Origin of the sequence: Bacillus sp. cl96 (genome assembly GCF_900100505.1) — a bacterium.
GTDB lineage: Bacteria > Bacillota > Bacilli > Bacillales > Bacillaceae_G > Bacillus_A > Bacillus_A cereus.
The window spans coordinates 288779-302803 of the sequence record NZ_FNDM01000004.1; the positions used below are offsets into that span (position 1 = coordinate 288779).

Genomic DNA, 14025 nt, shown 5'->3' on the forward strand with positions numbered 1-14025 from the left:
TTTTTATTTAGCTAACTTTTGAAGTTCTTCGAAGAATGTAGGATATGATACACCTACTGCTTCTGCATCTTCAATAATTGTTTTTCCTTCTGCTAGGCAGCCAGCAATTGCAAGCATCATTCCAATACGGTGATCACCATAACTATTTACTGTATTGCCTTTTAGAGCTGATTTTCCGTAAATGATCATACCGTCATCAGTTGCTTCTATTCGAGCTCCTAGTTTCGTTAACTCAGCAACGACTGTATCAATACGGTTTGTTTCTTTTACTTTTAATTCGTGTGCATCTTTAATTACTGTAATTCCTTCTGCTTGCGTTGCCGCTAATGCGATTACAGGAATCTCATCGATTAATCTAGGGATAATATCTCCGCCAATTTCAATTCCTTTTAATGAAGATGTTTCGATTGTAATATTTGCAGCTGGTTCTGATGCCCCTTCGTTAATTAGGTCTACAGTGAACGTAGCACCCATTTTTTCTAAAACATCAATAATACCTGTACGGGTTGGATTCATTCCTACATTTTGTAATACTAGTTTACTATTTGGGATGATTGCACCTGCTACTAAGAAAAATGCTGCTGATGATACGTCACCGGGCACTTGAATGTCTGTTGCTGTTAATTTTTGTCCACCTGACAGCTTCACTGTTTTCCCTTCGCGAGTTACTTTAACACCAAATGCTTCGAGCATTCTTTCCGTATGGTCGCGTGAAATATGTGGTTCTGTAACAGCTGTTACACCTTCTGCACGAAGACCTGCAAGTAAAATAGCTGACTTTACTTGTGCACTTGCAACAGGAGAAATATATTCAATTGCTTTTAAATCTCCGCCACGTATTGTTAACGGTGTAAATGTTCCTTCTTCTCGGCCGTCTATGTTTGCGCCCATTTGTTTTAATGGGTTTGTTACACGCTTCATCGGTCTTTTTGCGATAGATTCATCACCTTGTACGCAAGAGAAAAATGGTGTGTTAGCTAATATACCTGACATTAATCGGATTGTTGTACCAGAATTACCAACATCTAATACAGCTTTTGGTTCTTGTAAACCTTCTAATCCTTTACCAACTACAGTAACCTCATCACCGTTTTGCGTAATTTCTACTCCCATTTCTTTAAAACATGAAATCGTACTTAAACAGTCTGCACCGGGCAAGAAACCTTTAATTGTTGTTTTCCCTTCTGCAATAGAACCGAACATAACAGCACGGTGTGAAATGGATTTATCACCTGGGATTGTAATATTGCCATTCAATCCGTTATTAACAGGTTGTATTGTTCTTTCTTTCACGTTTTTCACCTTCTCATTTAAATTGTTTCATAAGTTTGGTATTCTTCTTCTCCAAGCGCTAGTTTTGCTTTCATACGATCTTCTTCCCTTTGGAAGCTAATACGTAATACCCCAAGCAGTCCTTCACGCGCTTCTAATATTTGCAAGTTCGTAATACTAATTTCCTCGCGCGCCAAAATACTCGTAATATGAGCCAATGCCCCCACCTTATCTAATACATCGACGTATAAGTCGTGATAGGCAGGAATTGCCCCTCTCTTTCTTACTGGTAAAGAATCACGGTATTCTTTCGCATCTGCAAAATAGTTTTGAATCTCGCCTGCATCTCCGGTAGAAACTGTTTTATATAAATCTTCCATTTCAGAGATCCACTCTTTTAATAATACCATTAAATGCTCACGATTTTGCTTTACAATATCACTCCACATTTTCGGACTACTAGATGCGATACGTGTAATGTCTTTAAACCCTCCAGCAGCTAGCTGATGAATGAGCGGATTATCTCCTGCATGTTTCTCTACTTGCTTCACTAAACCTGCTGCGATAAGGTGCGGGAAATGACTAACGATCCCTGTTACATAATCATGTTCTTCTGTATTTAAAACAAGGAAATGTGATCCCGTTCCTTTTAACCAATCTTTTAACTCTTCCACATGTTCATTTGGCACATGATGCATCGGTGTTAAAATGTAAAATGCATTTTCAAATAAATGCGCTTTTGCACTTTCAACTCCCGTTTTATGAGAACCTGCCATTGGATGTCCACCAATGAAAGATACTTCCTTTGAAAATAAAGTTTCTGCTTCATTCATAATCGTGCCTTTTGTACTACCAACATCAGTCACTATAACATCTTCTCGTAAACGGAATGACGCAAGTTTGTGTAATAGCTTCTTCGTTTCTTCAACTGGAGAAGCAAAAACAATTAAATGTGCCTTTTCACATGCAAGCTGTAAATCAACTGCTATTTCATCTACTACGTGTAATTCTTTTGCACGCTCTACTTGTTCTTGAAATATATCATAACCTGTTATCGTTACATCGTGCTCTTTCTTAATTGCTAATGCGAGAGAGCCTCCGATTAAACCAGTTCCAATTAATACTACCTTTTTACGCATTTTCCTCATCTCGAGACTTTCTTTTTTTATTTTCAAAGTGTTGTTGTAACACTGAAATCACCCCTTCATTTTGCTCCCTTGTTCCGACTGTAATACGGATACCATTCGGGAACGGACGAATAATAAATCCTGCGTGTGCACAAGCTTCATAAATCTCTCCAGCATTCTCAACTGGCAAGAAGATGAAATTTGTTTGCGATGGATAAAATGGAATATCATTTTCCCTACAAAAGCTCTCGTATTGTTGTAATCCTTCTGTATTCACACGAACTATTTCTTCAATAAACTCGTCATCACCAAAAGCAATCGTCGCTGCTTTTTGCGCTAATGAAGATACGTTAAATGGCAAACGAACGACATTTAATTTTTCGATTAACTCTTCCTGTCCAACCGCATATCCAACGCGGAAAGAAGCTAATCCGTACGCTTTAGAAAATGTTCTAAGTACAAGAATATTTTTATGTTTTTCTAAAAGCGGTAATGTCTCTGGGAAATCTTTTGCTGTTACGTATTCATAGTACGCTTCATCAATGACAATTAACGTATTTTCACTAATACCTTCAATGAATTGAGTCAATTTTCGGTCATTCACATATGTGCCTGTTGGATTGTTCGGGTTACAAATCCATACAATTTTTGTATCGTTATCTACTACTGAAGAAATTTCTTCTAAGTCGTATACACCGTTATTTAACGCAATTTCCTTCACTTCGCAACCTTCTATAATGGCATGATGACGATACTGTGGGAATGTTGCACCTGCTGTTACAATGTTATCTCCCGCTCGTAATACGGCGCGGCTTATTATTTGAATGATTTCATCTAAACCACTACCACAAAGTACTTGTTCCATTTTCACATGTAACTTATCTGCGATTGTTTGACGGAGCGTTGTAGCACCTCCGTCAGGATATAAAGCATGTTCCAACCACGATTTTTGCAACTCATCTAAAACACGTGACGAACAGCCGAATGGATTTTCATTCGATGCTAATTTCACAAACGAATGATCTCCGTACACTTCTTTCATTTGTTCTGGTGATTTACCTGGTTTATATGGTTGTAATGATGATAGTTGATCTTTTACTTGCACGTTAAACCCACCTTTTTATTAAAATTCTTTTGCGTAGTTATTGTGTTGCATAATGTTTTGTTTTAATAATTCCATACGATCTTTTCCGAATTGTTCGACTAGTGCATCTGCAAGTTCCCATGCCACAACAGATTCAGCTACTACACCCGCCGCTGGTACTGCGCAACTATCAGATCTTTCAATACTCGCTTGGAATGCTTCTTTCGTATCAATATCAACGCTTGCTAACGGTTTGTATAAAGTAGGAATTGGCTTCATCACGCCTCTTACGATAATTGGCATACCTGTTGTCATACCGCCTTCTAAACCGCCGGCATTATTCGTTCTTCTCGTGTATCCTTTTTCTTCATCCCACAGAATTTCATCATGCACTTTGCTTCCTGGTTGTCGTGCCGCTTCAAAACCTACGCCGATTTCAGCACCTTTAAATGCATTTATACTCATAATTGCACCAGCAAGTTTTGCATCTAATTTACGATCGTAATGGACGTAACTACCGACGCCAATCGGCATACCTTCTGCAATGACTTCCACAATACCACCGATTGAATCTCCACTACTTTTTGCATTGTCAATCGCATTCATCATTTCTTGCTCTACTTCTTTATCTAAACATCGAACTGGTGAGTTTTCAGTAATTGTTTGAATTTCTTCAATTGATAAGTTTGAAATATGTTTTGCTTTTACTCCACCAATTTCAAGAACATGTCCTGCAATTTCCACGCCTAATTCGCTTAAAATTTGTTTTGCAACTGCACCAGCAGCTACACGAACTGTCGTTTCTCTTGCAGATGACCGCTCTAATACGTTTCTTATATCACGATGACCATATTTAATTGCTCCATTTAAATCTGCATGTCCGGGACGTGGTTTTGTAATTGTACGTTTCATGTCTTTACTTTCTTTTTCCGAAATTGGCTCTGCACCCATTACTTTCGTCCAATGTTTGAAATCATCATTTTTTACAATTAACGTAATCGGTGATCCAAGTGTCATCCCGTGACGAACACCACTTACAATTTCAACTGTATCTGTTTCAATTTGCATACGTCTTCCGCGTCCATGACCTTTTTGTCTTCTTAATAATTCTTTATTAATATGTTCCGCCGTAAGTGTCAAACCTGCTGGTACACCTTCTAAAATAACTGTTAACTGCGGTCCATGTGATTCTCCAGCTGTAATGTATCTCATTTCTCTTGCCCCTTTACTATTTTTTTGTACAAAAAAGTCCCTACTGAGCGCTCAGTAGGGACGATGTTTATCGCGGTACCACCCTAGTTGTAGACTTCTTTCGTCTACCTCTCTTCTTCTTTAACGATCGTTTGACCGTCTTCCCCTCCAAAAGTTGTCGGGAAAGATGCTCCAAGGCTGTAATTCATGCTTACCTTTGTACTGATTCACACCGACCATCAGCTCTCTTTAACAGTGAGATAAGCACTACTGTTTCCTCTTCAACGCATATATGATATGGAATTAAGATAATTTATTTTTGAAACCTTTTAACTCATCCATGAATCTATGGAATTCTGGAATGTCCATTTGTTGTGCAGAATCTGATAATGCAACTGCTGGATCTGGATGAACTTCAGCCATTACTGCATCTGCGCCAATTGCAAGTGCCGCTTTCGCTGTTGGTAATAATAAATCTCTGCGTCCAGTTGAATGTGTTACATCAACGATAACTGGTAAATGTGTTTCTTTCTTTAAAATTGGTACTGCAGAAATGTCTAATGTGTTACGTGTTGCTCTTTCGTATGTGCGGATACCGCGCTCACAAAGAATAATTTGATCGTTACCTTGCGCAATAATGTATTCCGCTGCGTTAATGAACTCATCAATTGTTGCTGCTAATCCACGTTTTAATAATACTGGTTTGTTAACTTTACCTACAGCTCGTAATAAATCGAAGTTTTGCATGTTACGTGCGCCAACTTGAATTACATCAACGTAGTCTAATGCCATTTCAACATCGTTCGGATTTAAAATTTCACTAATAATTGCTAAGTCAAACTCGTCTGCTACTTGACGTAAAATTTGAAGTCCTTCTACTCCTAAACCTTGGAAATCATATGGAGAAGTTCTCGGTTTGAATGCACCACCGCGCATTAATTTTAAGCCTTGGTCTTTCATCGCTTGCCCTACTTGACGAACTTGTTCTAAACTTTCTACTGCACAAGGTCCCATGATGAACGTTTGTGTTCCGTTTCCAATCAATTCACCTTTTACATCAACGATTGTATTTTCTTGTTTCTTTTTACGTGATACTAGTAACGCTTTACGGTTATCATCTTCTTGTAACTCTAAGCTTGCTTTGAAAATCGTTTTGAAAATATGTTGAACTGTTGATGTTTCGAATGGTCCTTCGTTATGCTCTGCGATCATATCAAGTACTTCACGCTCACGTACTGGATCAAAGCGTTTCGTGCCTTGTACTTGCTTTTGCTCTCCAATTTTTTGAACAATTTCACCACGTTTGTTTAAAAGGTGTAATAGTTGTAAATTAATTTCATCTACCTGTTTACGTAATTGATCTAATTCATGATTTGCCATTTGGAAATCCTCCTCTAATGTTTTAAAAGTATAGTAAGAGAATAAAAAATTCTCTATTTTCTGAACTGACTAATTATACAAATTTATAGTGGAATCGATACCTCTTCTTATTTTAAACTAATAATTCGTACACAGACATAAACTACTAGTTAAAAATCCACTTTTTTGTACAAAAAAGCCCTACTGATCCAATCAGTAGGGACGATATTTATCGCGGTACCACCCTAGTTGTAGACTTCTTTCGTCTACCTCTCTTCATTGTTAACGATCATCTGACCGTCTTTCCCTTCATAAAGACAATACTATCTTTACTACGAAAAAGATGCTCTAGGACTGTAATTCGCTCTTGTTTATGTACTGGTTCGCACCAACCACCAGCTCTCTGTTACAGGGAAACAACAACTACTGCTTTTCCTTTCAATGCATGACTATTTAATTTTCAAGTTGGACCACTAAAATACAAAAAGTCCCTACTGAATAAATCAGTAGGGACGATATTTATCGCGGTACCACCCTAGTTGTAGACTAACTTTCCGTCTACCTCTCTTCACTGTTAACGATCAATTGACCGCTTTTTCCTCATAAAGAAAAACTATCTTTATTACGAAAAAGATGCTCCAAGACTGTAATTCATGATTATCCCTGTACTGGTTCACACCAACCACCAGCTCTCTGTTACAGTAAGACTAACCACTACTGTGATCTCTTCATTGCACTTTGTTTATTCAAATGTTTTTGAAATTGAATAAGTATGATTCGTATTATAGAACGCTTTTCAAAACACTGTCAACAACTTTTTATATATTTTTTAAAATTCCACTTTCGTCCTATAATTCTTTTTGTAAATCACCCATTACAATTCCTATGCGAATTATTTCATTTTCTAGTAAATGTAAAACATATCCCTCTACTTCATACTGAACTAATAATTCTTTTATTTTTATGATTTCTTTTTCAAATAAAACGGCTTCGTGACATGTTTGTAGTAAAATAAAAAACACATTTGCAAATATTTCTTTATGCGCTTTCATACTTTCTTTTTTATGAAGCATTTCAATCAATAACTGCTTCATTTCCTCACCTGCACATTTACCATGTACACTTGAAAATGCACGAGACATAATACATAATCCTTTTTCTAATATTTCATCCATGTATAAAATAATACGTAAAAGCATTACATATTCTCTTGCAGTTATCTCACCCATTTTTGGTCGTTCTCGCAAAAATACACTGAGCCAAGCTGTCCAAAATTTTTGTTGTTCTTTTACACTTAATGTTTTGACGTAATAGCATAAAAACTGCATAAACTTAATTTTATTTTCTTCATTTTCTAGTATGAGTAACGGGTATAACCAATCTGTTTTTTGCTCCCAATATAGTACACATTTAATAAATACAAAGCTAAGCCATTTCAAGAAAGCTTCTCTCGTATGCGGATGTAATACTTCCAAATGTTCTATCGCATACTTAATAAATCGCTTCATTTCTGTAAATAAAGGTAGATTTATTTGCGTGTAACATAAGCCGGCCCATGCATATTCCGTAATCTCATTTTGTTTTTTTAAATCTAAGTATGGTAACAAATATTTTCGGCACCATTGTTTTTCAATATGATATAGGAATGTAATATCTGCTATTAAACGAGCAAACATAAAGTTTGTTCGTTCCGAATTAACTCTTACTTGTTCTTCAAATAAAAATAAATATTCATATACATTACGATCGTATAAATGATCATATGATAACAACTTTAATAATACAGCCGTCATTTTTCCAACTGGATGCTGAATTGATTCATTATAAAAATCTTGTTTCCCAAGCTTAAAGTCTGTATCACTCTTCATAACTTGAGGAAACACTGAAAAAGCAAATCGTTTTACAACACGTATACTATTCTCTTCTAACTCTTCTAGTCGATTACTAATTTCATATAGAAAACTACTAATTAACCAATGAAAAGCAGTATTTCTAATAAATTTCTGCAATAGCGGAATAATTTTTTGGATTTGATCATTTGTCAATCCTCGATTATTTCGCCATTCTCTAATACAAACAAACCATACTTCATTACTTATTTCTTGCACTCCTACTAATTGGTATGCAAATGAAATACTCCACTCTGTGTTTAATTTACATGCTTTTGATAACATCTCTAAAAAATGGCGTTGTTCAAAAACACCATCTTGCGAAAATTGCTGAACTTGCTTCATAATTTCAACATCTTTCAGCTGCAATAATCCGTCAGCAGTTACATTACAAGTAATGCTTTCTGCTGTATCCTCTTTCTTTTGTACACTGTATCGTTCAGAATGAAAATGAGGATGCTTTTGCTTCATTAACTCATACCCATTTGCCGTAGATGGGCTATTCGAATCACACTTGAATAATAAGTCTAATACGAGACATGCATCAAATACCCTCTCTTCTGTAAGATGCTTTATTACAGTTCGAGTGACTTCTTCTTTTGTTTTTTCTAAACAATGTGCATAATGCCTTTTTAAAAGTTGAAAAACTTCGTGTTTATAAGTGAAATCTAAAAGAAGTCCTTCATGTAACAACCATTTCATTTTGTCATCTACACGAACAAAAATATTTTTATTCATCGCATCAATTGCAATTTGCTTTTGAAGTACACTATTTGCTTCTATCATTTCTGTAATATAATAATCCGCTTTTTTCTCATTGTTTTCGCATAAATAAGTTAGACACTCTTTTACAATTCGTATTAAAAATGCAAGGTCATTTTGATGAAACTCTTTCTCTACATTTTCCTTATTTCTTTTTTTCAGTGCCGTTTGTCTTAACGACAACATTCTCAATTTTTCTAATCCAATCATCATAATTGGAACAGAATAATAAGCGATATATGGCCTCATCTTTTCGTTCCAAATTTGCTCCACATGAGAAAATGTAGATACTGGTAAGCGACTCGATTCCTCGAGTTCTATTGATTCTTGCGTATCATTTCCCCATTTCCTTACACGTTTCAACTTCAGTTTTCCGTCTAAAATAAAAGTTAGTAACAATAAGGCAATTTCTTTATGCTCAGGAAAAGAACATTTTTGCAGTAACTTAGAAATCTTTTCTATAGAGCTACTATCTTTTTCAGCTGTTTCTAATAAAAGGAGTGTCCACCTTGCAAACAACAACGGGTCCATCTTACTCTTCGTTTCGGTTAAGTAGTTACAAATTGTTCTCCATAATAACGGTGATATTTTAGAATAGTTTTTATAAATTAATTGAAATAATTCTTTCTGATGACTAAAAAGAAATTGTTCGACTAACCATTCTGCAAGTAATTCATCTACTTCATTATAGTTTGGCGTAAGCATAAACAAATTTTGTAATTTACCTTCTACTTCTAACCATTCGACCCATTCATAATCATGAGCAAATTCCACAAAGTAACGAACTGTTTCAATTTTTTTAATTGATTGCTTTATGTATGATAATTGTTCCTGTTCTACTGACGGGGGAACCGTTACAATATCCCGAATACGCATTCTTTTCGTAATATAATTATCACCCATTAATTCCGCCCAGCGTTTTACCGCTTTTACGAGAGATTGATGATTATTTACTTTATTCGGATACACAATTGGTCTTATCCCTAAATGTTCCCAGTGGTACGTATTTTCTCCTTGTGCGACAAAAGCAAATCGTCTTGTACTTGGTGGTAAACCAGTTGCTAAATATTTCATTACTGGGTCATTATGACTATATCCAACGAATAAAACGGTGTAATTTGAGAATAGATCAACTAAAAATCTTCTTGCCCACCCTTCTGTTAAGTAAGCCCTTCCAAAATCACCGTCTGTTAAAATTAAAGCCTCTTTCTCCTGTTCTACATTACCATGTATGTAAGCAAGACCTTTAAAAGCTCTCCCAGTCGGTAAAGCTGGAGCGTAATAAACATTGATATCTCTATTTATTTCTTTAATTGCAGTTGTAAAATGTTGATCAAAATTTGTTGTTACAATGCGGATATCTGTATCTAAAGGAAATAACCTTGGAATTGCATAATGCAATGGATTCGGTTTTGATTTCTCTATATGAACGAGATCTCTTGCGACTTGATGTACATCTTTTGTTTTCGCAATTTTACCAAGATAATAATCATGTGGCTCTGTTATTTCACGTTTTTCGACATATAACGTTTTTGCAATTTCATCAACTAAATCATCAAAATTCGGTAAGTTTGATTTCCCTTTCATAGAAACTCCCGCTCCAACAAATAACACTAACTTTCCTTGCTCAAGGTGATCAATTAACTCATCTGGAATTTCTACTTCTGAAGTAATCCACATTTTGGATTCCCCCTTACCTAAAAATGTCATACACTCTCATTTTACTATAACATTTTTTCATTGTTTTTATAATATTTAGACTAAATTCCGAACATGAAAAAGTTTTATGTAAATAAATCCGTTACAATGTATGAACTCCAGAATTTATTGAAAAACTATGTATAAATCGGAGGTGTAAATTTTGAATGATTTCACAGTAGTGCTTATCAAGTTTATATCGTGCATTATCGCATTTAGTATTGGGCTTGCTTTATTTTTCCCTGCAACGTTTGTTCAAATTATTTCATTCAGTCTCTTTGTTACAATCGTATCCTACATGTTCGTTGATAAAATTATTTTAAATCGAATTGGCAATACTGGTGCCATTATGTCGGATTTCTTATTAACATATTTAAGCGTATGGATTTTCGGTAATATTTTATTAGACAACTATATGCAAATTGCATGGGGCAGTATCCTTTCTGCCATCGTCTTCACTTTATCTGAAGTAATCGTTCATCGCTTCTCTAACTCTCATACAAGGCACAACAATGATAACATTCGTATTAATCGCCGCTTTGCATATGGTACAGAGTTTGCTGAAGAACAAAATATATTGGATAAAGATAAGAAAAAGTAACGTTTTAATGCAGGAGCGCCCTTTTTAATTATGTGGTGCTCCTTTTTTGTATTTTTTCATTATGGTACGTGAAATTATATAAGTGATTATTTCAAAATACCGACTTACTAACAATATTTGACGCTATTTTTTCTAATAAAAAACTGCCTCTTATTTAGAGGCAGCCACTTTTAAGTCTTTTACTGCAACAACATCCGCAAACGCTCCCAATACTGCGTTATGATGTTTCACAATATCTTCAGCACGTAACACTTCTGTATTAAATGTACTATGCGCATCACTCACTAACGTTACTTTATACCCTTCACTACATGCTCTGCGCGTTGTCGTATCTACACAATACTCTGTTTGCATTCCCGAAAGAATAACGTGTTCAATTTCTTCCTCTTGTAACACTTCGCTTAAGTTTGTATTATGGAATGAATCTGGAGTCGTCTTTTCAACTATATTATCTCCTTCTTGCGGAGCGATGGCCGCATGGATTCGCCATCCATCCGTACCTTTTTCTAACGGATGGTCTTTAGGACCGTTATGTTGGATATAAATAACTGGAATATCATTTGAACGACATTCCCTAATAAGCTCTTGCAATGTTTGTAAAAACTTTCCCCCATTATGTACTGGCATTCCAGCTGTATACATACCCGCTTGCACATCAATTACGATTAATGCTTTTTTCATTTCACACATCCCCCTTTATTTGTATAAGCCATTATTATTGTTTATATTCCATCATCCAACAATCTTCTAATTTCCCCTCATGCAACTCATGTTCCTTTAAAATCTTTACTTTTTTAAATCCACTTTTTTCATAACACTTTATTGCTCGTTCATTATTTACTTTCGGATCCATTGCAATTGCTTCTGCTCCCATTTCACCCATAATATATGTAATTGCTGCCTGAACGAGTTTTGTTCCAATTCCCTTTCCCCAATAGGCTGGTTCACCGATAAATTGGTCCATACCCCATACATTTTGCGATTCTTTATAGCCATATAACGCTTTCCACTCTGAATCCACTGGGTACATTTGTATGTAACCAATCGGAATGGTATCAAATTCTATTAAACATCTTTTTTCATTACTGTTTGGACTATGTATAAAATGATCAAGCACCTTTTCTACAGATTGCGGATTATCTCGTCCTTCGTAATACCGCAGGACTGCTGGGTCCGTTAACCATTTAGAAATGATAGATGCATCATCTTCCATTACGTATCTAATCAATAAACCTTCTTTTTGAAAAAGCATATTATACCTCTATTATTTCTTTATATTTTTTCTTGCTGTTACATCTTTCATTGCACCTACTAATGCATATGGTAGTAATGTAATCGCAAAAAATGCTGTAAATACGTTAAATTGCGGGATTGTATAGAGTGTGAACCATTCAGTGAAAAATTGAGAATTTAATATTCTATTAAAAAACTCTCCGCCTGGCCTAAAGTTTGGCGCCCACGCAGTGATTTCACACAAAATAAAGTGAAACTTTAATCAGTGGGGGTTTTGTTCATCCCCCACTGATTATTAGTTGAACCAATCGGGCTTTTACGGGCAGTTGATCCCCCCACCTAACTTCTTCGCTTTCGCTGAATTTTGAGGTGGGGGTCTTACTGCCCTTTAATGCGGGGTAAACAGTAACTGAACAATAAAAAATGCCCCTAGATAACGAAACCAAGTCCGTTTCCATATAGGTTGTGCATTTTTTAATATATCTCCCATCTTACCCCCTCCTTAAATATCCATCATATTAATTATACACTTTCCTCACTTTATTTGTTAAAATTTTCTATATAATTAATGCTGTTGGGGGGAAATACATTATGTCTAATCCTATACTTACATCCACTTTAATCATTCTTAGAGGAAACTCCGCAAGTGGTAAAACAACGATTGCAAAACAACTACAAGAACATTTCGGACAAGGAACACTTTTAGTATCACAGGATGTTGTACGTAGAGATATGCTTAGAGTACACGACACAATGGGTAATTTATCACATGATTTACTATTTGAAATTACGAAGTACGGAAAAGGAAAATGTGAATTTGTTATTTTAGAAGGTATATTGAACAGTCATAGGTATGGTGAGATGTTAAAAGAATTAATTCGTTATTTTGATGAAAATGCATTTGCATATTACTTTGATTTATCATTAGAGGAAACTATTAGACGACATAACACAAGGGACAAACGATATGAATTTGGTGAAGATTCCCTCCAAAAATGGTATAATCCGCACGATACAATTGAGGTTGCCAGAGAAACTATTTTTACAGATAACTTTATGCAAAAAGATATATTTGATGCGATTCTTAATGATGTTGCGATACAAAAACAAGACTAATATAATATGTTAGTCTTGTTATGTATTTTGTGTTTCCGTTTTTATAATTGAACAATCTTTACATAAATAATAGTATATATTCATTTCCCCAAACTGGAAATCAACTACTGAAATAAGTTCACGTTCCTCGATATCTTGTGTAATTGTAGCAACATACTTCATCTCTTTAGAACAAGTTGGACACGCCAAATGCTCTGGAAGATCCGCATATAATGGTGCCCCTAATAATCTACATACATATTCAGAACCGAACAAGTCAAAAGCTTCCCAGTAACTATCTTCATCTGTAGGTATATCTTCATTTTTCATATTTATAAGCTTTACCGTTGTTTTTGGTAATGAAGCTGGTAACTTATCTTCCTCTTCCATTATCCATTCTTCTGTATTTTGCTGCTTTATGATTTGAACTGTTTTACCTCTATCACTTAACTGAAAATATTGCGGTTCCCACACCATCGCACAGTTCAAGCATGAAACGAATGGTAAAATATTTAGTTCATTACTTTTAAGTTCAGCAAGTCTCCCATCTTTTAAATCAAAACAGAGAATTTGATGCATCTTCTCACCGCATAACTTACATACTGGCAAATTACAATCTTGACCGCCAAAGTAATGATTATATGAACCTCTTCCTTCAATTACTCTATACCCTTTCCGCTCATTACAATGTGCGCCATATAATTCTATTGTCAT

General features: G+C 35.4%; 12 protein-coding genes, 1 pseudogene and 3 other annotated features. Of the genes and pseudogenes, 2 read left to right on the plus strand and 11 right to left on the minus strand.

The window, feature by feature from the left end:
- Positions 1-3 precede the first annotated feature (3 nt).
- The 6 genes from aroA to BLT20_RS11790 form a co-directional block, all read right to left on the minus strand.
- A complete protein-coding gene (gene aroA / locus BLT20_RS11760; protein ID WP_000664631.1) occupies positions 4-1293 on the minus strand; it encodes a 3-phosphoshikimate 1-carboxyvinyltransferase in 1290 nt (429 codons plus the stop codon).
- A gap of 17 nt (positions 1294-1310) precedes the next feature.
- The gene (gene tyrA, locus BLT20_RS11765) at positions 1311-2411 is read right to left on the minus strand and encodes a prephenate dehydrogenase (RefSeq protein ID WP_001228141.1); all 1101 of its coding nucleotides are present in this window, start codon (positions 2409-2411) and stop codon (positions 1311-1313) included.
- Complete coding sequence (gene hisC, locus BLT20_RS11770; protein WP_001197280.1) at positions 2404-3504, minus strand: histidinol-phosphate transaminase; 1101 nt, start codon at positions 3502-3504, stop codon at positions 2404-2406. The genes tyrA and hisC overlap by 8 nt, the downstream gene beginning before the upstream one ends.
- Positions 3505-3522: 18 nt before the next feature.
- Entirely contained in the window at positions 3523-4695 is a 1173-nt protein-coding gene (gene aroC / locus BLT20_RS11775; RefSeq protein ID WP_001269425.1) for a chorismate synthase, read from the minus strand.
- A 53-nt stretch (positions 4696-4748) separates the two neighbouring features.
- Positions 4749-4968: a binding site (T-box leader), on the minus strand.
- A 9-nt stretch (positions 4969-4977) separates the two neighbouring features.
- Positions 4978-6054: a bifunctional 3-deoxy-7-phosphoheptulonate synthase/chorismate mutase gene (locus BLT20_RS11785; RefSeq protein ID WP_001273575.1), complete on the minus strand. Its 1077-nt coding sequence runs from the start codon at positions 6052-6054 to the stop codon at positions 4978-4980.
- A 194-nt stretch (positions 6055-6248) separates the two neighbouring features.
- Positions 6249-6484, minus strand: a binding site (T-box leader).
- Between the two features lie 54 nt (positions 6485-6538).
- Positions 6539-6774 (minus strand) — a binding site (T-box leader).
- Between the two features lie 107 nt (positions 6775-6881).
- Positions 6882-10364: a DUF4020 domain-containing protein gene (locus BLT20_RS11790; protein ID WP_000265223.1), complete on the minus strand. Its 3483-nt coding sequence runs from the start codon at positions 10362-10364 to the stop codon at positions 6882-6884.
- Positions 10365-10545: 181 nt separating this feature from the next.
- On the opposite strand from BLT20_RS11790, the gene BLT20_RS11795 reads away from it, so the two are divergent.
- The gene (locus BLT20_RS11795) at positions 10546-10983 is read left to right on the plus strand and encodes a YndM family protein (RefSeq protein WP_000997702.1); all 438 of its coding nucleotides are present in this window, start codon (positions 10546-10548) and stop codon (positions 10981-10983) included.
- Positions 10984-11133: 150 nt separating this feature from the next.
- Here the strand turns inward: BLT20_RS11795 and BLT20_RS11805 are convergent, their stop codons facing one another.
- From BLT20_RS11805 to BLT20_RS30785, 4 genes and pseudogenes are all read right to left on the minus strand, one after another.
- Complete coding sequence (locus BLT20_RS11805) at positions 11134-11664, minus strand: cysteine hydrolase family protein (RefSeq protein ID WP_000709537.1); 531 nt, start codon at positions 11662-11664, stop codon at positions 11134-11136.
- A 34-nt stretch (positions 11665-11698) separates the two neighbouring features.
- The gene (locus tag BLT20_RS11810; RefSeq protein WP_000898772.1) at positions 11699-12235 is read right to left on the minus strand and encodes a GNAT family N-acetyltransferase; all 537 of its coding nucleotides are present in this window, start codon (positions 12233-12235) and stop codon (positions 11699-11701) included.
- A 12-nt stretch (positions 12236-12247) separates the two neighbouring features.
- Positions 12248-12466, minus strand: a pseudogene (locus tag BLT20_RS11815) (YfzA family protein); the annotation flags it as partial.
- Between the two features lie 138 nt (positions 12467-12604).
- On the minus strand, positions 12605-12706 hold the full coding sequence (locus BLT20_RS30785) for a YfzA family protein (protein WP_000502345.1): 102 nt from the start codon (positions 12704-12706) through the stop codon (positions 12605-12607).
- Between the two features lie 101 nt (positions 12707-12807).
- Between BLT20_RS30785 and BLT20_RS11825 the strand changes: the two genes are divergently transcribed.
- The gene (locus tag BLT20_RS11825) at positions 12808-13332 is read left to right on the plus strand and encodes a kinase (protein ID WP_000070147.1); all 525 of its coding nucleotides are present in this window, start codon (positions 12808-12810) and stop codon (positions 13330-13332) included.
- 18 nt (positions 13333-13350) lie between these two features.
- Here the strand turns inward: BLT20_RS11825 and BLT20_RS30170 are convergent, their stop codons facing one another.
- Complete coding sequence (locus BLT20_RS30170) at positions 13351-14025, minus strand: hypothetical protein (protein WP_000151354.1); 675 nt, start codon at positions 14023-14025, stop codon at positions 13351-13353.